At 71.2% G+C, this 18503-nt stretch carries 19 protein-coding genes; 12 read left to right on the top strand and 7 right to left on the bottom strand.

What is annotated here, in order from left to right:
- Nucleotides 1-81: 81 nt before the first annotated feature.
- Nucleotides 82-1773, top strand: a complete 1692-nt coding sequence (locus PBV52_RS37440; RefSeq protein WP_274244752.1) for a rhamnogalacturonan lyase B N-terminal domain-containing protein — start codon at nucleotides 82-84, stop codon at nucleotides 1771-1773.
- Between the two features lie 174 nt (nucleotides 1774-1947).
- Here the strand turns inward: PBV52_RS37440 and PBV52_RS37435 are convergent, their stop codons facing one another.
- Nucleotides 1948-2322 (bottom strand): hypothetical protein, encoded by a 375-nt coding sequence (locus PBV52_RS37435; protein WP_274244750.1) that lies wholly within the window; start codon nucleotides 2320-2322, stop codon nucleotides 1948-1950.
- Nucleotides 2323-2471: 149 nt separating this feature from the next.
- On the opposite strand from PBV52_RS37435, the gene PBV52_RS37430 reads away from it, so the two are divergent.
- Entirely contained in the window at nucleotides 2472-3443 is a 972-nt protein-coding gene (locus PBV52_RS37430) for an LCP family protein (protein WP_274244748.1), read from the top strand.
- Nucleotides 3444-3540: 97 nt separating this feature from the next.
- Here PBV52_RS37430 and msrB read toward each other — a convergent pair whose 3' ends face one another.
- The 4 genes from msrB to PBV52_RS37410 form a co-directional block, all read right to left on the bottom strand.
- Nucleotides 3541-3948: a peptide-methionine (R)-S-oxide reductase MsrB gene (msrB, locus tag PBV52_RS37425; protein WP_274244746.1), complete on the bottom strand. Its 408-nt coding sequence runs from the start codon at nucleotides 3946-3948 to the stop codon at nucleotides 3541-3543.
- Between the two features lie 13 nt (nucleotides 3949-3961).
- The gene (gene murC, locus PBV52_RS37420) at nucleotides 3962-5353 is read right to left on the bottom strand and encodes a UDP-N-acetylmuramate--L-alanine ligase (RefSeq protein WP_274244744.1); all 1392 of its coding nucleotides are present in this window, start codon (nucleotides 5351-5353) and stop codon (nucleotides 3962-3964) included.
- Nucleotides 5354-5570: 217 nt separating this feature from the next.
- Nucleotides 5571-6044, bottom strand: coding sequence for an indole-3-glycerol phosphate synthase (locus PBV52_RS37415; RefSeq protein ID WP_274244742.1), 474 nt, complete (start codon nucleotides 6042-6044; stop codon nucleotides 5571-5573).
- A 154-nt stretch (nucleotides 6045-6198) separates the two neighbouring features.
- The gene (locus tag PBV52_RS37410) at nucleotides 6199-7026 is read right to left on the bottom strand and encodes a pyrimidine reductase family protein (RefSeq protein ID WP_274244740.1); all 828 of its coding nucleotides are present in this window, start codon (nucleotides 7024-7026) and stop codon (nucleotides 6199-6201) included.
- A 37-nt stretch (nucleotides 7027-7063) separates the two neighbouring features.
- On the opposite strand from PBV52_RS37410, the gene zapE reads away from it, so the two are divergent.
- The 9 genes from zapE (at nucleotide 7064) to PBV52_RS37365 (ending at nucleotide 16062) form a co-directional block, all read left to right on the top strand.
- Nucleotides 7064-8173 (top strand): cell division protein ZapE, encoded by a 1110-nt coding sequence (gene zapE / locus PBV52_RS37405; RefSeq protein ID WP_274244738.1) that lies wholly within the window; start codon nucleotides 7064-7066, stop codon nucleotides 8171-8173.
- A gap of 192 nt (nucleotides 8174-8365) precedes the next feature.
- Nucleotides 8366-8770, top strand: a complete 405-nt coding sequence (locus PBV52_RS37400) for a hypothetical protein (RefSeq protein WP_274244736.1) — start codon at nucleotides 8366-8368, stop codon at nucleotides 8768-8770.
- A 77-nt stretch (nucleotides 8771-8847) separates the two neighbouring features.
- Nucleotides 8848-9426 (top strand): carbonic anhydrase, encoded by a 579-nt coding sequence (locus PBV52_RS37395; RefSeq protein WP_274244735.1) that lies wholly within the window; start codon nucleotides 8848-8850, stop codon nucleotides 9424-9426.
- Between the two features lie 5 nt (nucleotides 9427-9431).
- On the top strand, nucleotides 9432-10889 hold the full coding sequence (locus PBV52_RS37390) for a SulP family inorganic anion transporter (RefSeq protein ID WP_274244733.1): 1458 nt from the start codon (nucleotides 9432-9434) through the stop codon (nucleotides 10887-10889).
- A 116-nt stretch (nucleotides 10890-11005) separates the two neighbouring features.
- Nucleotides 11006-11836 (top strand): slipin family protein, encoded by an 831-nt coding sequence (locus PBV52_RS37385; RefSeq protein ID WP_274244731.1) that lies wholly within the window; start codon nucleotides 11006-11008, stop codon nucleotides 11834-11836.
- Nucleotides 11837-11926: 90 nt separating this feature from the next.
- Nucleotides 11927-13327, top strand: coding sequence for a PhoX family protein (locus tag PBV52_RS37380; RefSeq protein WP_274244729.1), 1401 nt, complete (start codon nucleotides 11927-11929; stop codon nucleotides 13325-13327).
- Between the two features lie 63 nt (nucleotides 13328-13390).
- The gene (locus PBV52_RS37375; RefSeq protein ID WP_274244728.1) at nucleotides 13391-14887 is read left to right on the top strand and encodes a serine/threonine-protein kinase; all 1497 of its coding nucleotides are present in this window, start codon (nucleotides 13391-13393) and stop codon (nucleotides 14885-14887) included.
- A gap of 88 nt (nucleotides 14888-14975) precedes the next feature.
- Nucleotides 14976-15830 (top strand): polysaccharide deacetylase family protein, encoded by an 855-nt coding sequence (locus PBV52_RS37370; protein WP_274244726.1) that lies wholly within the window; start codon nucleotides 14976-14978, stop codon nucleotides 15828-15830.
- A 40-nt stretch (nucleotides 15831-15870) separates the two neighbouring features.
- Nucleotides 15871-16062, top strand: a complete 192-nt coding sequence (locus PBV52_RS37365; RefSeq protein WP_062705602.1) for a hypothetical protein — start codon at nucleotides 15871-15873, stop codon at nucleotides 16060-16062.
- A 25-nt stretch (nucleotides 16063-16087) separates the two neighbouring features.
- Here the strand turns inward: PBV52_RS37365 and PBV52_RS37360 are convergent, their stop codons facing one another.
- Nucleotides 16088-16759, bottom strand: coding sequence for an ABC transporter (locus PBV52_RS37360; RefSeq protein ID WP_274244722.1), 672 nt, complete (start codon nucleotides 16757-16759; stop codon nucleotides 16088-16090).
- A 5-nt stretch (nucleotides 16760-16764) separates the two neighbouring features.
- Nucleotides 16765-17643, bottom strand: a complete 879-nt coding sequence (locus tag PBV52_RS37355) for an ATP-binding cassette domain-containing protein (protein WP_274244720.1) — start codon at nucleotides 17641-17643, stop codon at nucleotides 16765-16767.
- Nucleotides 17644-17698: 55 nt separating this feature from the next.
- On the opposite strand from PBV52_RS37355, the gene PBV52_RS37350 reads away from it, so the two are divergent.
- Entirely contained in the window at nucleotides 17699-18430 is a 732-nt protein-coding gene (locus PBV52_RS37350) for an aminoacyl-tRNA hydrolase (RefSeq protein ID WP_274244718.1), read from the top strand.
- The last annotated feature ends 73 nt before the right edge of the window (nucleotides 18431-18503 follow it).

The raw sequence follows: 18503 nt of genomic DNA, 5'->3' as shown, positions 1-18503 counted from the left end.
CCCTCATCCTCGTACGCCGAAATCCCGGTACGCCGAAAACCCCGTACGCCGAAATCCCCGTACGCACGAAACGGAACACTCATGCCCCAGCACGCTCGCCGTCGCCTGACCCGCCGAGACGCCCTCCGCAGAACCGCCGTCGGCGGCCTCGCCCTCGCCGGAGGCGCCGCGGTCGCCGGACCACTCGTCGCAGGCGCCGACGCGGCCACGCCGGCCTTCGGCTACCGCACCGACGGACCTGCGTACGTGGTGAGCACCGGCGCCGACCTGGTCTTCAAGATCGACCGCCGTAACGGCGACCTGACCTCGCTGGTGTACAAGGGCACCGAATACCAGGGCTACGGCAACCGGAACTCCCACGTCGAGACGGGCCTCGGGGCGTCGTCCGTGAGCATCCGCAAGAGCGGTGACACGATCCTGATCACCGTCGTGCACGGCTCGATGCGCCACTACTATGCCGCCCGGCGCGGCGAGAACAACGTCTACCTGTGGACGAACAAGGCGGACGCCTCCATCACCGCCACCCGCTACATCGTCCGCGTCCGGCCCGGCCTGTTCCCCAACAACGATCCCGACTCCTGGGACGCCCGAACCGACACCCTGCTCGAGGCACAGGACATCCGCCGCAAGCCGAACGGCACCACCCGCTCCAAGCACTATTCCAACCAGCGCGTCATCGACTACGACCACGTCGGCTGGAGCACCGGCAAGGTCGGCATGTGGATGGTGCGCAGCAACCACGAGAAGGCGTCCGGCGGCCCGTTCTACCGCTCGCTCATGCGCCACCACTACGAGGACGGCGCCGGTCTCTACGAGATCCTCTACTACGGCGAGAACCAGACCGAGCCGATGCGCTTCGGCCTCCAGGGCCCGTACGTCCTGGCCTTCACCGACGGCGGAGCGCCCGCTGACTCGCTGCGCCACGACCGTATCGACACCTCCTGGGTCGACGGCCTGGGCCTGGCCGGCTGGGTCGGCCGCGGCGGCCGCGGCCGGGTCGCGGGGGTCGGCATCACCGGGCGGGACAAGGCGTACGCCTACACCGTCGGGTTCTCCAACGCCGACGCGCAGTACTGGACCCGGGCCGACCCGGCCACCGGGCGTTTCATGTCCCCGTACATGCTCCCCGGCACCTACACCCTCACCGTCTACAAGGAAGAACTGGCGGTGCACACCACGCGGGTCACCGTCACCGCCGGGCGGACGACCCCGCTGCACACCATGGCGATCGGCGCCGACCCGAGCAGGAAGCCGGCGATCTGGCGGATCGGCGACTGGAGCGGGACCCCGCGCGGCTTCAAGAACGCCTCGCTGATGACCACCATGCATCCCGCCGACGTACGGGCCAGGCCCTGGACCGGCGCCGCCGACACGGTGGGTGCCTCGCACATCGCGGACTTCCCCTGCTACCAGTGGGCGGGCATCAACAACCGCCTGAAGATCCGCTTCAAGCTCACCGCCCAGCAGTTGACCTCCGGCCACACCCTCAACATCGGCATCACCACGGCGTTCGCGAACGGCAGGCCGCGAATTGGGGTCAACGACTGGGTCTCCGCCCTCCCCGCACCCGCCAAGGAACCGACGACCCGTTCCCTGACCGTGGGTTCCTACCGGGGCAACAACCACACCTACAGCTACGCCGTTCCGGCGAGCGCCTGGCTCAAGTCACCGGACGCCTACCAGGAGTTGACCCTCGACATCGTCAGCGGTTCCGGCGGCAGCGCCTACCTCAGCGCCGGCGTGTCGTACGACGTGGTCGAACTTCTGCCCTGAGCGGCCCCCGATGGCGCGAAGTCTCTTCTCCAGCAGCCAGTTGACGATCCATCAGATGCCCCGGCGTGCGGCCGGGTCTCGAAGGAGCAGGCGTTGCACACATCAGCCAGGTGGGGGATGGCCCCCGCACCCACAGGCGTGGTGGCCGGCACGGTCGCCGCGTCAGGGCCGGTGTCACACGCCGTCGGCCCGGCGGCGGTGTCGGCTCCCGCCGTGTCCGTGCTGCCCGGCGAGGGCCGTCAGGGCATGGGCGTCCGTATCGGCCGGGACGGCCGGGGCCTTCGCCCTGCCGTCCAGCCAGAGCTTGTCGACGCGGTCGGCAAGCCGGCTCCTGAGCGGCGACCGGCACAGGCCGCCGGTGCTGTCCTTGGGCTGGATGACGGTGCCGCCGTTCAGGACGCGCAGGGTGCGGACGACGAGAGCAACAAGACAGTCGGTGCTCCCACTGCCTGGAAGTCCGGCCCGGCCGAGGGCCTGCTCCCGCTGCTGCCACTCACCCCGTCCGAGTTGGTTCAGGCTGTCCGATGGAGTAGCGCATGACCGACCCACTCCTCACGGTCGGTGAGCCACACCGTCACTCCAGAGGGCCCACAGGCCGTCGCCGTCGGCGGCGGGCCGCGGATGCCCGGACCTCTCCGCCGGTCTCCCGGCGTCCGTCACGCCGCCGGGCGCGCCGCCGGGCACATCGGCTCATGGTGATGGCGGCCGTCTTTCTGGCACTGCTGGGGATCGGCGCGGCCTTCGCCTACCAGGACCTGAACGACAACATCGCTTCCCAGGACGTCGACGGGCAGCTGAACGCCGACGTCCGGCCGGCGCGGAAGGCACCGGGAGCGGTGAACGTGTTGCTGCTCGGGTCGGATTCGCGGTCGGGATCCAACCGTGCGTACGGCCGCGACGAAGGCAGCGCCCGCTCCGACACCGCAATGGTCGTCCACATGGCCAACGGTCGCAGGGACGCCTCGGTGATCAGCATTCCCCGGGACACCCTGGTCGACCGACCGGCCTGCCCCGTGAAGTCCGGAGTCGCTCCGGCCGCGCGGGCGGTCATGTTCAACTCCGCCTACCAAATCGGAGGCATGACCTGCACGGTCGCCACAGTGGAGCGGATGTCCGGGCTGCGGATGGACCACGTCGTGGAGATCGACTTCACCGGTTTCAAGAAGCTGGTCGACACGCTCGGCGGCATACGCGTGAACGTCCCGCAGGACATCCGCGACCCCTACAGCCACGCCCGTCTGTCCAAGGGAACGCACCGCCTGAACGGCGAGCAGGCCCTCGGCCTGGTACGGACCCGGCACGGCATCGGCGACGGCAGCGACCTCGGCCGTATCAAGCTCCAGCAAACCTTCATGAAAGCCCTGATCACCCAGATACGCTCCGCCGACCTGCTGACGGATCCCGTGCAGCTGTACCGGCTGCTCGACGACCTCACCAGCGCCATCACCACGGACAAGGGCCTCGGCTCGCTGTCGTCGCTGACCTCCTTCGCCCGCTCCCTCGACGGCCTGGACGCCGACCGGGTCGACTTCCGCACTCTCCCGGTCGCTCCCGCCCCGCAGGACCCCAACCGGGTCGTCCCCCAGGAACCGCAGGCGAAGGCCGTGTGGCAGGCACTGAGCGCGGACCGGCCGTTGCCCGCCCGCAGAGAGAAGGGTGGACAGCCGTGAAGTGACGAGGCGCCCCGCCGACCATGAGCTCGCCCCCGCCCGCAAGCATGTACTTCACCTCTTCGAGTCGGCCCGGCCGCAGGCGGCCGACGCCCACTCACTCCTTGTCCGGCACCAAACGCAACGAGATCGAGTTGATGCAGTACCGCTGATCCGTGGGCGTCGGGTAACCCTCCCCCTCGAACACATGCCCAAGGTGAGACCCGCACCGGGCGCACCGCACCTCCGTGCGCACCATGCCGTGCGAGCGATCCTCGATGAGCTCCACCGCGTCGGTGTCCTTCGGGTCGTAGAAGGACGGCCAGCCGCAGTGGGACTCGAACTTCGTGGTGGAGGTGAAGAGTTCGGCGCCGCAGGCGCGGCAGGAGTAGACGCCCGTCGTCTTGGTGTTGGTGTACTCACCCGTGAAGGCGGGCTCCGTGCCGGCCTGGCGCAGGACGGCGTACTCGGCCGGGGTCAGCTCCGCGCGCCACTGCTCGTCCGGCTTTTCGACGTCGTACGACATGAGTCCGTACCCCTCACTTCGACAGGCGGTCCAGGATGAGCGGGCCGAGGTCGGTGACATCGCCCGCGCCCATGGTGAGAACGAGATCACCGGGCTTCGCCATTCCCGCGATCAGCGCGGGCACCTCGCCCTTGTCGTGCACCGCCGTCACCTCGGCGCCCGCCGCCCGGGCCGCCTCGATGACCAGGTCGCTGGTGACACCGGGGATCGGGTCCTCGCGGGCCGGATAGATGTCCAGGACCAGCGAGGAGTCCGCGAGCGCGAGGGCATCGCCCATCTCCTTGCCGAGCTCCTGCGTCCGGGAGAAGAGGTGGGGCTGGTAGACGACCAGGATCCGGGCGTCGCCGGCGGCCGCGCGCATCGCCTCCAGGTCGGCCGTCATCTCGGTCGGGTGATGGGCGTAGGAGTCGATGACCTGGACGCCCGCGGCCTCGCCCTTCAGCTGAAGACGCCGCTTGACGCCCGTGTAGGCCGCCAGCGCCGGGGCCAGCTCGGCGGCCGGGACGCCCAGCGCCGCACCCGCCGTGAGGGCGGCCACGGCGTTGAGCGCGTAGTGGCGGCCGGGGACGGAGACCGTGAAGGTGAGTTCCTGGCCGCCCAGAAGGACGGTGACCTGGCTCTTCAGCCCCTGCGCCAGCACCGACAGGACCCGTACGTCGGCGTCCTCCGCCTCGCCGTACGTCACCACCCGCACGTCGCGCGCCGCGACCCGCCGGGTCAGCTCCCGCGCCCCGTCCTGGTCCGCCGAGATCACCAGCGTGCCGCCGTCGGTGATGCGGTCCGCGAACGTCTCGAAGGACTCGTAGATCTCGTCCATCGACGCGTAGTTGGCGTGGTGGTCGAGCTCGACGTTCAGGACGATCGCGACGTCGGGCGCGTACTTGTGGAAGCTGCGGTCCGATTCATCCGCCTCGGCGACGAAGATGTCACCGTCGCCGTGCAGGGCGTTCGAGCCGGGGGCGTCGAGGTCGCCGCCGATGGCGTACGACGGCTTGAGGCCCAGCTCGCTCAGGGAGACGGCCAGCATCGACGTCGTGGTCGTCTTGCCGTGCGTACCGGCGACGGCGATCGGGCGCAGCCCGTCCATCAGCGAGGCGAGCGCGTCGGAGCGGTGCACCACCGGAATGCCCAGCTCGGCGGCGCGGGCCAGCTCGGGGTTGTCCTGCCGGATCGCCGACGACACGACGACACAGCTGGCGTCGTCGGCGAGGTGCTCCGCCGCATGCCCGATGTGCACGGTCGCGCCCAGCGTCCGCAGCGCCTCGGCGGTCCCGGACTCCTTGGCATCACTGCCCGCCACCTTGGCCCCACGCTGCGCGAGAATCTTCGCGATCCCCGACATTCCGGCCCCACCGATACCGATGAAGTGCGGTCGGTCCATGGCGGTGGGAAGGCCGGGTGCCATGCGTGTTCTCCCAAGATTGCGGTACGTGCGATACGACGGTGAGCCCTCAGCCTATTGGGTGAGGGGGCGGACCTTGCGCCTGGGACGCCGGGAACTGTGCCCGCCCAGGGGCGCGGGGCTGTATCTATGTGCGGCTCCGCCGCGTGGGCGCGACAAGCCACGAACGACCCGCAGCCGGGAGATGTCACCAGCCCCCACGGCGCTCCCCCGAAAACCCCTACGCCTTGCTGTGCGAGAACAGCTTCAGCACCGGCACCCCCACCTTGTGCCGAGCCCTCGACGCCCAGTCCCGATGGAAGAACTCCTCCACGTAATGGGGGTCGGTCAGCACGATGACCTCATCCGCACCGACCTCGTCCACCACGGCCTTGAGCGCATCCAGCGGATGGTCCTCCAGCAGCCGCCCCTCGGCCTCCGCCCCGGTCCCGCGCAGGGCCGTGAGCGACACCTCCAGCGCCCGCTCCCCCGTGCTCAGCGCCTCCTCGCCCTCCGGCGCCTTCCCTTCCCGGACCGCCTCGTCCAGCTCGCCGAGCGCGATGTCGTCGATGGCGCGCAACAGCCTGTCGGCCTGCTCGCCGCGCGGCTGGAGCAGCACGTGGAAGGCGACCTGCTCGTCCCCGTGCAAGGTGGTGACGAACTCCACGTCGGCGGACGTCAGGGCCTTCTCGATCATCAAAACGCTTGTGAACACCGGGCGCCCCTTCTGCGGAAACCATCCTGCCCCGCGCTCGCACGGGGACTGCGACTTTCAGTGTGCCCGGCGGAAGCTAAACGGAACGGTAGATTCCGCCGTTTTCAGGACCACGACACCGATAGAACCCTTTTCCGAACCATTCAAACCGTCGTCACGTCCGCCGGTACCGGCCGAACAGGAACCCCTCCTCCTCCAGCAGCGACACCAGCTCGAACCGCTTCGGGACCGATACCGAGGGCCCTCCGGCGATCCGCTGCGCGTCACCCGCGGTGAGCATCGGGGAGATCGTCAAGCACAGCTCGTCGAGCACTCCCGCGGCCACCAGCTGCCCGAGCAGCCGTGGACCGCCCTCGGTCAGCAGCCGGGTGTGGCCGAGCTCGGCGAGGGCCTGGACGGCACGTACGGGGTCGACACCGACGCCGTCCCCGGCGATCACCACCTGGGCGCCCGCCTTCTCCGCGGCCGCGACGCGGTCCGGGGCCGCGGCGGCACCGGTGAGGACGAGGGTCGGCACCAAGGGCGACGTGAAGAGCGGAAGGCTGTAGTCGAGGTCCAGGCTCGCGCTCACCACCGCGATGGCCGGCGCAGGCCCTTGCCCGGCCGCCTCACGGGCGTCGGCGAACTCCGCACGCGCGCGTGCCGGACGGTACCCCTCCAGACGTACCGTTTCAGCGCCGACGATCACCACGTCCGCCAGCGCCCGCAGCGTGCCGAAGATCCGCATGTCGGTCGCGGTGGAGATGGGCTGCGAGCGGCCGTCGTGCTGGGCGGCCCCGTCCAGCGTCGACACCATGTTGGCCCGCAGCCAGGGCTGCGCCCCGCCGGGCCCCGGCGCGGGATAGGCATACGCGGCGGCGATCTCGGCGAGACTCCACTCGCGCTCGAGAACCTCATCGACAGCTCCGGCACCCCCTTCCCCGGCCGAACCGCCGGAGGCCCTCGCTGCTGTCTCATCGGTCACAGGGAACAGGCGTCGCATGTCAAGGAGTGTGGCACGGCGATTAGCATGGTGAACCGTGTCGTCCTCCTCCGCCGCCTCCGGTCCGCACCCGATAGCCGAAGCGAGCCCGCTGTCCCTGTGCGCCCGCGAGCCGCACGTCCCCGCGGACCGGCTGGTCGCCGAGATGGTGCCGCCGCCGCGCTTCGACTCGGTCCGGTTCAGCACCTACATACCGGACCCGAACCAGCCCAGCCAGACCGAGGCGGTCGGCGTCCTGGAGGGCTTCGCCGCCGGGCTCGGCGGGGCGCACGCCAGCGGCGCCGGCAAGGCCCGGCGCGGCTTCCTCGGCTTCGGCAGGCCCAAGGCACCCAAGGCCCCCGCGGGCCCCCGCGGCGTCTACCTCGACGGCGGCTACGGCGTCGGCAAGACCCACCTGCTCGCCTCCCTCTGGCACGCCACCCCGGCCGAGCCGTCCCTGAAGGCCTTCGGCACCTTCGTGGAGCTGACGAACCTCGTCGGCGCCCTCGGCTTCCAGCAGACGGTCCAGACCCTCTCCGGTCACCGCCTCCTCTGCATCGACGAGTTCGAGCTCGACGACCCCGGCGACACCGTCCTCGTCTCGACCCTGCTCGGCAAGCTCGTCGACGCGGGCGTCGCGCTCGCCGCCACCTCCAACACCCTCCCCGGCAAGCTCGGCGAGGGCCGCTTCGCGGCGGCCGACTTCCTGCGGGAGATCCAGGGCCTGTCGGCGCACTTCCGCGCGCTGCGCATCGACGGCGAGGACTACCGCCACCGCGGCCTGCCCGAGGCGCCGGCGCCGTACTCCGAAGAGCAGGTGACGAAGGCGGCGTACGCCACCGAGGGCGCCTCGCTCGACGACTTCCCGCATCTGCTGGAGCACCTCGCCCGCGTCCACCCCAGTCGTTACGGCGCTTTGACCGATGGCCTGAACGCCGTGTGCCTCACCGACGTCCAGCCGATCCCGGACCAGTCCACCGCGCTGCGGCTCGTCGTGCTCGCGGACCGGCTCTACGACCGTGAGGTCCCGGTCCTGGCCTCCGGGCTGCCGTTCGACAAGCTGTTCAGCGAGGACATGCTCAAGGGCGGCTACCGCAAGAAGTACTTCCGCGCCATCTCGCGCCTCACCGCCCTGGCGCGCGACGCGCAGGGCCTCGTCACCGCCTGACGCCTTCTAACCGGCCAACTCCCCCAGGTCAAGGGGGAGTTCAAGCCATGCCACCCTCGCATTTCAGGCTCTCTTCAGGTCGAAACGTTAAGTTAACCCTGCAAACAACTTTGCCGGGCTAATGTGTTTCTTGACCAACGGTTGACCAAGTGTTGGCGCGTTCAAGAGGTGTGGACTGACGGGAGGGGGCGCATGTTTCGAGGTACGACGGTTCGGACCGCGGTTTCGATCCTCGCCGCCGTCCTGCTCGCCCTCCAGTTCTTCACACCCACCGCATCCTTCGCAGACGCGCACACAGTCAGTCAGGCAAAGGCCAAAGCCCAGCCCGGAATCAAGCTCTCCGGGAAGGCGCTGCGCGACGAAACCCTCACGTCCCGCCACTGCGTGCCGTCGGGCCATGGGGACCCGACCGGTCCGCTGCGCACCCGGGACCATCTGCGCTACGCCGACACCGGGCCCCAGGCGCCCGACCGACCGTTGCTCGCCCGGGACCCCGCGTCCGCGCACCAGCCGGCCAGAGCCGGCGCCGCGCACCAGCGCACGTCGAGATCCTCGACGTCCCACACTCCGGCGGGACTTCAGGTCTTCCGCTGCTGAGCGGCAGAGCAGTCCCCCCACCTCTGTCATGTAAACCCCGACGCGCCGCTGCGGCGCGCCAGGAGGAGTCACCACATATGCAGCCCCTCATCGACAACGCCCGTACGTTCGGACAGCGCCCTGAGGAGTTCGCCAAGCTGGCCGAAGGGCAGTCCCCGCAGGTCCTGTTCATCACCTGCTCCGACTCCCGCGTCGTACCCGCCCTCATCACGGGCGCCCGCCCCGGCGAGCTCTTCGAGCTGCGCACCGCGGGCAACATCGTCCCGCCGTACGTCTCCGAGCACCCCACCAGCGAGGCGGCCACCATCGAGTACGCCGTGGAGGTCCTCGGCGTCAGCGACATCGTGGTCTGCGGCCACTCGCACTGCGGTGCCGTCGGCGCGCTCGTGCGCGGCGACGACCTGGACGCCGTACCGGCCGTGCGCGACTGGCTCTCGCACGCCACCCCGCGCCCTGCGGGCGCCGCAGAGGACCCGGAGGTCGCCGAAGGCGTCCAGGCCCATGTGCTGACGCAGCTGCTGCGGCTGCGCTCGTACCCGTTCATCGAGAAGAAGCTGAAGGAGCGTCAACTGAGCCTGCACGGCTGGTACTACGAGGTGCACAAGGGCGCCGTGCGCGCCCACAGCGCCGAGACCGACGCGTTCGAGGCGCTGTGATCGCCATGATGACCAAGTTCCCCCACCTGCGGCAGGACTTCGCCGCCTCGTTGGTCGTCTTCCTGGTCGCGCTGCCGCTGTGCGTCGGCGTCGCCGTCGCCTCCGGCGTCCCGGCCGAGCTCGGGCTCGTCACCGGCATCGTGGGCGGCATCGTCACCGGGCTGATGCGCGGCAGCAGCCTTCAGGTCTCCGGGCCCGCCGCCGGTCTGACCGTGCTGGTCTTCGAGGCCGTCCAGGAGTTCGGGCTGCCGGTCCTCGGTGTGCTCGTGCTCGCCACCGGCCTGCTCCAGCTCCTCATGGGCGCCCTGAAGCTGGGGCGCTGGTTCCGGGCCATCTCGGTCTCCGTCGTCGAGGGCATGCTGGCCGGCATCGGCCTTGTGCTCATCGCCGGACAGCTCTACGCGGTCGCGGACGCCAAGGCGCCCGCCTCCGGCCTGGAGAAAATAGCCGGGCTTCCCGGCGCGCTCGCCGAGGCCGTAGGGAACACCGGGGCGCTGGCCTCGCTCGGACTGGGCGCCGGCACCATCGCCGTCCTGGTGCTGTGGAAGCGGATGCCGAGCAAGGTGCGCACGATTCCCGGTCCGCTCGCCGCGGTCGGTCTGGCGACCCTGGCGACCGTGGTGTTCTCCCTGCCCGTCGCCACCGTCGAGGTCAAGGGGCTGCTGGGCTCCATCCAGCCGCCGTCCCTGAGCGCCTTCGGCGAGCTCGGACACGTCGGCGTGCTCGCCACGATGGTCGCCTTCACGCTCATCGCGTCGGCCGAGTCGCTGTTCAGCGCCGCGGCCGTGGACCGGCTGCACGACGGGCCGCGCACCGAGTACGACAAGGAGCTGATGGCGCAGGGCGCGGGCAACGCGGTCTGCGGTGCGCTCGGCGCGCTGCCGATGACCGCGGTCATCGTGCGCAGCTCCGCCAACGTCCAGGCGGGCGCGAAGACCAAGGCGTCCCGTGTCATGCACGGCGTGTGGCTGCTGCTGTTCGCGGCGCTGCTGCCCGCCGCCCTGGCGCTGATCCCGATCCCGGCACTGGCCGGCATCCTGGTCCACGCGGGCTGGAAGCTGATCCCCTTCCGCGGGATCGTCTCCCTGTGGCGGGGCCACCGGGGCGAGGCGCTGATCCTCGTCGTCACCGCCGTCTCCATCGTCGCGGTGAACATGTTCGAGGGCGTGCTCATCGGTCTGGCCCTGTCGGTCGCCAAGACCGCCTGGGAGGCCTCGCACGTGAAGCTGGAGGTCATCGACAAGGGCGCCGGACCGATCCAGGCGTACCTGTCGGGCAACGCGACCTTCCTCAGGCTGCCGAAGATCCTCGACAGCCTGGAGGCCCTGCCCCAGGACCGCCCGGTGGAGCTGGACCTGTCCGGCCTGCACCACCTCGACCACGCCTGCCGTACGGCCCTGGAGACCTGGGCCGAGCGCCACAGCGCGGCAGGGACGGAACCGGTGCGGGTGACGGCGCCCTGACCGGCGTATGACCCCTTGCCCGGTGTCTGGTCCGGGGCCGTCCATGGCCCCGGACCAGACACCGGGCATATCGTTACAGGAGCATAGGGAACGGGCCTCTTGGTGAGGAGGTCGCCATGGTCGAGGAGCTGCTGGGCGCGGCCGTAGGTGTCGGCGTGGCGGGACTGGTGTACCTCGCGGCTGCCGCGCGGGTCGTCAAGCAGTATGAACGCGGGGTGATCCTGCGACTCGGACGTCTGCGGGGCACCGTACGCGAGCCGGGATTCACGCTGATCGTCCCCGCCGTGGACCGGCTCCACAAGGTCAACATGCAGATCGTGACGATGCCCGTGCCCGCACAGGAGGGCATCACCCGCGACAACGTCACCGTGCGGGTCGACGCGGTCGTGTACTTCAAGGTCGTGGACGCGGCCTCCGCGATCATCAACGTCGAGGACTATCGCTTCGCGGTCTCCCAGATGGCGCAGACGTCGCTGCGCTCGATCATCGGCAAGAGCGATCTGGACGATCTGCTGTCCAACCGCGAGAAGCTCAACCAGGGCCTGGAGCTGATGATCGACAGCCCGGCGATCGGCTGGGGCGTGCAGATCGACCGTGTCGAGATCAAGGACGTGTCCCTCCCGGACACGATGAAGCGCTCCATGGCCCGGCAGGCCGAGGCCGACCGTGAGCGGCGGGCCCGGGTCATCAACGCCGACGCCGAACTCCAGGCCTCCAAGAAGCTGGCCGAAGCCGCGCACCAGATGGCCGACGCGCCCTCCGCCCTCCAGCTGCGGCTGCTGCAGACGGTGATGGCGGTGGCGGCGGAGAAGAACTCCACGCTGGTGCTGCCGATCCCGGTGGAGTTGCTGCGGTTCCTGGAGAGGGGTGCGCAGCCGCCGCCGGACCACGAGGCCATCAAGGAATCCGAGCCGGACACCACGCCCGGACAGCCCCTTCAGAAGTGACACACGCTACGCGCGTGGTTCCCGCGACTCGAACCAGGTGATAGACACGGCGGGGTCACAGTTCCTGTCCGCCAGCAGGAAGGTTGCCCCATGTCCGAGAACACGACCGTCGGTCGTACGACACGTCGTCAGCTCCTCGCCCGCACCGGCGCGTTGGGCGTCTCGATCGCCTTCGCCGGAGAACTCACCGAACTCTTCGCGGGCACCGCCGCCGCGCAGAACCTGGGCCACACCGGATACGGCCCGCTGGTCCCCGACCCAAAGGGCCTGCTCGACCTGCCGAAAGGTTTCTCCTACCAGGTCCTCTCCCGCGAGGGCGACCGGCTCCGCTCCGGCGAGGGCCTGGTCCCCTCCAACCACGACGGCATGTCCGCCTTCGCCGCGCGTTCCGCCGGCCGGCCAGGCCGCGTCCACCTGGTGCGCAACCACGAGAACCGCGTCACCGCGAAAATCCCCGTCCCGACCGTCGAGGGCCTCACCTACGACCCGGCGGGCAAGGGCGGCTGTACGGCGCTGACGCTGGACTCGCGTGACCGGGTCCTGTCCGAGCGCGTCGCCATCGCCGGTACGGCCGTCAACTGCGCGGGCGGGCCCACGCCTTGGGGTACCTGGCTGACCTGCGAGGAGACCGAGGACAGGGCGGGCACCAACGGCTACACCAAGGACCACGGCTTCATCTTCGAGGTCGACCCGGCGAACCCGCACCGCTCCGGCGCGGTCCCGCTGGCCGCGATGGGCCGCTTCCAGCACGAGGCGATCGCGGTGGATCCACGGCGCGGCATCGTCTACGAGACCGAGGACGCCTTCGAGAAGCCCTTCGGCCTCTTCTACCGCTTCCTGCCCCACCAGCCGCACGGCAGCCTGGGTACCCTGCGCGCGGGCGGCCGCCTCCAGGCGATGCGCGTGCCGGGGGTCCCCGACCTCTCCTCGATCCAGGAGACGGGCGCGAGCTTCGAGAACATCGAGTGGGTCGACGTACCGGACCCGCTCGCCGCCCAAACCCCCATCCGCCACCAGGACTTCGGCCCGAAGGGCATCACCCACGCGCAGAAGCTGGAGGGCTGCTACTGGGGCGGCCGCAACGTCTACTTCGTCTCCTCCTTCGCCCGCAGAGCGGAGGGCTCGGCGGCGGACCACTACGGCCAGATCTGGCGCTACGACCCCACCGCGCGCCGCCTCACCCTGGTGATCGTCTTCGGTCCCGACACGAACCTGCAGCTCCCCGGCGAGTCCCCGGACAACATCTGCCTCTCCCCCAGCGGCGGCCTGATGGTGTGCGAGGACGGCAACGGCGCCCAGCACGTCTTCGGGGTGACGCGGCAGGGCGAGGTGTACGCGATGGCGCGCAACGCCCAGAACATGGGAACGGCCGAAGAGCCGGAGTGGGGCGAGTTCGCCGGCGTCACCTTCTCGCCGGACGGCGAGACGATGTACGTCAACTGCTACGCGCCGGGTACGACGTTCGCGGTGACGGGGCCCTGGCGCAAGTAGCCTCCCCCCGTCACGCCTCCCCAAGCGGAGGTCGCCTCTCCGGCGTCCTCTAACCTGTGCCGCATGAACGCACCGGGGGATGTCGTCGACGGCCGGTTCGAGCTGGTGGAGCGGCTCGGCAGCGGCGGAATGGGCACCGTGTGGCGGGCTCGCGACACGGTGCTGCACCGCGAGGTCGCACTCAAGGCGGTCCGGTCCGACGCGGACACGGTCGCCCTGGTGCGCGAGCGGGTGATGCGGGAGGCGCGGGCGCTGGCCCGGCTCAACCATCCGCATGTGGTGACGGTTCATCAGATCGTGGCCGCCGATCCGCATCCGTGGATCGTGATGGAGCTGGTCCCGGGCATCTCGCTCCAACGTCGGCTGGACGACGGCCCGTTGACCCCGGTGGAGGCGGCCCGCCTCGGCCGCCAGGTGCTCGCCGCGCTGCGGGCCGCGCACGCGGCGGGCATCCAGCACCGGGACGTCAAACCCGCCAACATCCTCCTGCGGCCCGACGGCGACGCCGTCCTCACCGACTTCGGCATCGCCGCCCTGCAGGGCACGACGGCCCTCACGGCCACCGGCGAGCTGGTCGGTTCACCCGAGTACATGGCCCCCGAGCGGATCAGGGGGCACGACGACGACCCGGCCGCCGACCTGTGGTCGCTGGGCGTGGTCCTGTACGTGTGCGTGGAGGGCGTCAGCCCCCTGCGCCGCCCCACCACCCTCGCCACCCTGGCCGCCGTACTCGACGCCCCGCTCCCGGCACCGACCCGCTCGGGCCCGCTGACGCCGGTGCTCGACGCCCTGCTGGTACGCGACCCGGCGGCCCGCCCGGACGCCGCCCGGCTGGACGCGATGCTGGCGGAGGTGGCGGCGGGGGCGACACCGCACCCGGCTCGGCCGACACTGACCGCCGGCGCCCCGCACCACCGGATGCCGACCCCGCCGCCCGTCCCCACCCGGCCGGACACCCCACTCCCGACGGTTCCGCAGCAGTCGCGGGGTCCTCGACGCCGTACACCACTCGTGGTGGCCGCGAGCGCGGCGCTGGTGATCGCCACGGCGACGGCCCTGGTCTTCGCGCTGCGCCCCGGCGACACCGACGGCGACGGCGACGACAAGGCCGGTGGCACCACGGCCCCGACGGTCACGAGATCCGCCCCCAACCCGACACCACAGCAGCCGTCCCCCTCACCGACTCCCGGCTCGACGCCCCCCGCTCGCACACCCATCGGCACGCCGGAAGGCCGCTGGATCGCCCAGCTCCACTCCGAACCCATCGCCTCGGGCACCGCCGCCCGCGACCGGCAACTCGCCGCCATCCGCCGATCCGTGCCGGAGGCGACCGTCCTGCGCAGCGACGACTACGCCTCCCTGCGCGGCGGCTACTGGGTCATCTACGCCCCCGGCCCCTTCACCGACGGCCGCGCCGCCCTGACCTTCTGCGCCGAGCGCGGCCGCACCACGGCGAACACCTGCCTCGGCCGCTACCTGAGCACAGACGCGACCGACTCCACCCTCCAATGCCGCCCCCCGGCCACCGCACCGACGGGCTCCTGCACCCGCACCGACTGAGAAGCCCGGCCCCGCCGGGCGAGTGACACGGACCCGGCACACCTGCCGATGCGCCGATATGACCAGTTGATCCTCATATCTTCATGCGGTGATCACTCTTGTACGATGCGTCACGGCCGTCTGCGCCCTGGGCGCGGCGCTGAGCGCACTCGCCGCGTGTGCGCCCGAGGCGACGCGCGCTCCCCTGCCGGCCCCCAGCGCCACCGCCGCCTCCTCCCCCACGGCCAGGCCTCCGACCCTCGCGCCCGGCCCCGCCGGCCTGACCCCCGTCTTCGAGCACGGCCCCCGCGCTCGGGACAAGACCGTCGCGCTCACCTTCGACGCGGACATGACCTCCGATCAGGGGCCCCGGGCGGCGAGCGGCGAGCGGTTCGACAATCCGGGGCTCGTCGCGGCCCTGCGCGAGCTGAAGGTGCCGGCGACCGTGTTCATGACGGGCCGGTGGGCCGAGCAGTATCCGGGGCAGGCCCGGGCCATCGGGCGGGACCCGCTCTTCGAGGTCGCCAACCACTCGTACAGCCACCACGCCTTCACCGACGACTGCTACGGGCTGCCGACCGTCACCGAGGAGCGGATGCGGGCGGATGTGGAGCGGGCGTACGCCGCATTCCGGAAGGTGGGGGTGCGGGACGCGATGCCGTACTTCCGGTTTCCCGGCGGCTGTTACGACCGGCGTGCTCTGAAGGCGCTGACCCCGGCGGGTGTCACCGCCGTGCAGTGGGACGTGGTGAGCGGGGACGCGTTCGCGACGGACGCCCGCGCGGTCGCCCAGGAGGTGCTGGACGGGGTGCGGCCCGGGTCCGTGGTCGTCCTGCACTGCACGCTCAGTGCCGCTCCGACGACCGAGCGGGTGGTGCGGCGCGTCGTGCCCGAGCTGCGCGGGAAGGGCTTCCGGTTCGTCAAGGTCTCCGAGCTGATCGGGGCCGCCCGCGGGCGGCGGTGACGCTCGTTCGCCGGCGGCATGAGCCTCGTACGCTGGATGCATGAGCGAGGAACAGCCCACGACCGACTACTGCCTGATCGACGCGACCAGGCCGCCCAAGGCTGACGGGCCGCCCTACGCGGAGTGCGTGCTGTGCCGGGAGCCGACGGAATACCCGGAGTCGTACAAGGGGATCACGCTCTGCCCGGTGTGCGAGTGGCAGGAGGCGCAGCGCACGGCCTGTTCGGGGTGACCTGCCGTTCAGGATGACCTGCCGTTCAGGGTGACCTGCGGGACGTGAGCGCGCAGGCGGCGGCGATCGCCGCCGCCGTGAGCAGGGCCGCCGCGGCCAGGGGCAGCAGGGGCACGGGAACCGTGCCCGAGCGGGAGCCGGTGACCAGGCCGCTGACCGCCGCCTGGGCCGGGGAGCCGGTCACCACCACCGACATCAGGGCCGCGAGCAGCATCGTGGGGACCGCGCGGCCGGTCGAGCGCAGCAGCGGCCAGGTGGTGAGGGCACCGACGGCGGTGCCGAGCAGGGCGCAGGCCAGCGCGGCGAGCAGCCCGGCGGCGCCCGCGGGCCACCGTGGCACTCGGGTCTGGAGGTCGGCGCTGACCGGGTTGCTGATCAGGGTCACGAAGACGGTCGCCACCGTGCCGAGCGCCGCCGACGCGGCCAGCGCCACCAACAGCGCGGCGAGGTGCGCGCGCCCCGGGCCGACGGCCGCGGAGACACAACTGCGGGCGGCGGGCGGCTCGTTGGTGACGCAGATCCGCACCAGCCAGGCGGCGACGGGCAGCAGGGCCGCGGCCGCGTAGCCGAGCGAGTCGAGCACGGGCTGCCCGCTCTGCACACCGACGCCGAGGAAGACGGCGTACAGGATGAACGGCGGCAGCCAGCGCTGCGAGCGGGCCAGCAGGGCGGCCTGGTAGCGGAGGAGGGCGTTCATCGGCGTCATCGGCGGCTCTCGGTTTCGGGTTGGGCAGGTCTCTCCTGGCTCACGCTCACCACGTGCCATGACGGACGGGCGGTCAGCAGGATGCGCAGGAGGACGTCCGAGTGGGACGCGGGGACGGTGAGGCGGTGGGTGCCGGGCGTGGGTTCCTCGGCCGAGGTGACGGTGCGGGGCACATCGGTGGGGAGCTGTCCGCCCCGCGGGCCCTGGACGACGACGATCACGTGCGGGCCGGTGGGATCCGAAGGCACCTGTTCCGTACGGCGGTCCAGGCCCGCGTCGCGCACGGTGTACGTCGCGTCGGGCGCCCCCGCCAGGCGGCTCGGGTCGTGATCCACGAACACCACGGCGGTGCCGCCCGCCGTGCGTTCGGCGACGGCACGCTCCAGCTCCGCGCGGGCGTCGGCGTCGAGGCCGGTCCACGCCTCGTCCAGGACGAGCAGCTCCGGTTCGGCGAGGAGGGCCTGTACGACGGCGACCTTCTGGCTGCTGCCCTTCGACAACTGGGCCATCGGCGTACGGGCGTAAGGGGCGGCGCCGAAGCGGTCGAGCCACTCCAGGGCGGCACGGGTGGCCGCCGGCCGGGAGAGGCCGTGGACCGTGCCGAGGTGGGTCAGGTAGCCGAGGGCGGTGAAGGGGAGGGCCGTGGGGAAGCGCTCGGGGACGTAGGCGGTGCGGGGGCGGCCGGTGACGCGGCCTTCGGAGGGGGCGTCTATGCGGGCCAGCAGGCGCAGGAGGGTGGACTTGCCGGTGCCGTTGGGTCCGTCGATGCGGATGAGCGTGCCGGGGGGCACGGTGAGGTGGACGCCGCGTAAGACCCATGGGCCGCGTATGCCGTAGCGGCGGCCTACGTTGTCCAGACGAAGATCGCGTTGCATGGGGCTCATCCTCTCGCGCCGAAGAACGGATCTTCCGCCTGGCAGACTGGAGGACGTGACCAGTGATCCCTCCGTTCCCGACGCCAGCCCCTTTCGCACCGAGCCTTCGACGCGCGACCAGGCACCTCAGTTCGTGCTGCCCCTCGTCGTCCGCATCGAGCGGGCCGCTCCCCCGCCCCGTACGGACGCCCTGGAAACCGCTGCCCGCGCCGTGCTGGTCATGCTGAGCGACGAGCGGTCCCTCGGCGAAGGCGAGTGGGCCGAGGCCGTGCGGGACTGGCAGGACGCCCGTATCCGCAAGGTGGTGCGGCGGGCCCGTGGAGCGGAGTGGCGGCGGGCCGAAGGGCTGCCGGGTATCACTGTCACCGGCAAGTCGGCCGAGGTGCGGGTGTTCCCGCCCGTGCCCCTGGACGGGTGGCCCAAGGAGCTGGCGAAGCTCCAGGTCTCCGGGACCGACCTCGACGATCCGGAGCGGCCCGTGGACGCCGATCCGTCGGCGCCCGTGCTCTGGCTGAACCCCGAACTCGACATGTCGGCCGGCAAGACGATGGCGCAGGCGGGGCACGCGGCGCAGCTCGCCTGGTGGGAGCTGTCGGACGAGGAGCGGGACGCCTGGCGCGACGCGGGGTTTCCGCTCGCCGTACGGACCGCACAGCCGGGGCGCTGGGCCGAGCTGACGACCAGTGGGCTGCCGTTGGTCCGTGACGCGGGGTTCACGGAGATCGCGCCCGGGTCGTGCACGGTCGTCGCCGATCATCCGGCGCTGCGGCGGACGCCGGGCGTTTGAACATCCCCGGCGCCTCGCGCGTACGACCTTGCGGTGGCCGTTCGCGGTAGCGACTTCGTGGCGGCCGTTCGCG

The sequence above is a fragment of the Streptomyces sp. T12 genome, assembly GCF_028736035.1.
GTDB lineage: Bacteria > Actinomycetota > Actinomycetes > Streptomycetales > Streptomycetaceae > Streptomyces.
The sequence above is the reverse complement of the archived record's forward strand: the minus strand, read 5'-3'. Positions and strand labels throughout refer to the sequence as shown.

Excerpts from the sequence above, each read along its gene's own strand:
- msrB (WP_274244746.1), bottom strand. The coding sequence starts at position 3,948 with ATGTCGTACGACGTCGAAAAGCCGGACGAGCAGTGGCGCGCGGAGCTG.
- PBV52_RS37380 (WP_274244729.1), top strand. The coding sequence starts at position 11,927 with ATGTCCGAGAACACGACCGTCGGTCGTACGACACGTCGTCAGCTCCTC.
- PBV52_RS37385 (WP_274244731.1), top strand. The coding sequence starts at position 11,006 with ATGGTCGAGGAGCTGCTGGGCGCGGCCGTAGGTGTCGGCGTGGCGGGA.
- PBV52_RS37400 (WP_274244736.1), top strand. The coding sequence starts at position 8,366 with ATGTTTCGAGGTACGACGGTTCGGACCGCGGTTTCGATCCTCGCCGCC.
- PBV52_RS37375 (WP_274244728.1), top strand. The coding sequence starts at position 13,391 with ATGAACGCACCGGGGGATGTCGTCGACGGCCGGTTCGAGCTGGTGGAG.
- PBV52_RS37440 (WP_274244752.1), top strand. The coding sequence starts at position 82 with ATGCCCCAGCACGCTCGCCGTCGCCTGACCCGCCGAGACGCCCTCCGC.
- PBV52_RS37390 (WP_274244733.1), top strand. The coding sequence starts at position 9,432 with ATGATGACCAAGTTCCCCCACCTGCGGCAGGACTTCGCCGCCTCGTTG.
- PBV52_RS37355 (WP_274244720.1), bottom strand. The coding sequence starts at position 17,643 with ATGCAACGCGATCTTCGTCTGGACAACGTAGGCCGCCGCTACGGCATA.
- PBV52_RS37365 (WP_062705602.1), top strand. The coding sequence starts at position 15,871 with ATGAGCGAGGAACAGCCCACGACCGACTACTGCCTGATCGACGCGACC.
- PBV52_RS37410 (WP_274244740.1), bottom strand. The coding sequence starts at position 7,026 with ATGCGACGCCTGTTCCCTGTGACCGATGAGACAGCAGCGAGGGCCTCC.
- PBV52_RS37395 (WP_274244735.1), top strand. The coding sequence starts at position 8,848 with ATGCAGCCCCTCATCGACAACGCCCGTACGTTCGGACAGCGCCCTGAG.
- murC (WP_274244744.1), bottom strand. The coding sequence starts at position 5,353 with ATGGCACCCGGCCTTCCCACCGCCATGGACCGACCGCACTTCATCGGT.
- PBV52_RS37360 (WP_274244722.1), bottom strand. The coding sequence starts at position 16,759 with ATGAACGCCCTCCTCCGCTACCAGGCCGCCCTGCTGGCCCGCTCGCAG.
- PBV52_RS37430 (WP_274244748.1), top strand. The coding sequence starts at position 2,472 with ATGGCGGCCGTCTTTCTGGCACTGCTGGGGATCGGCGCGGCCTTCGCC.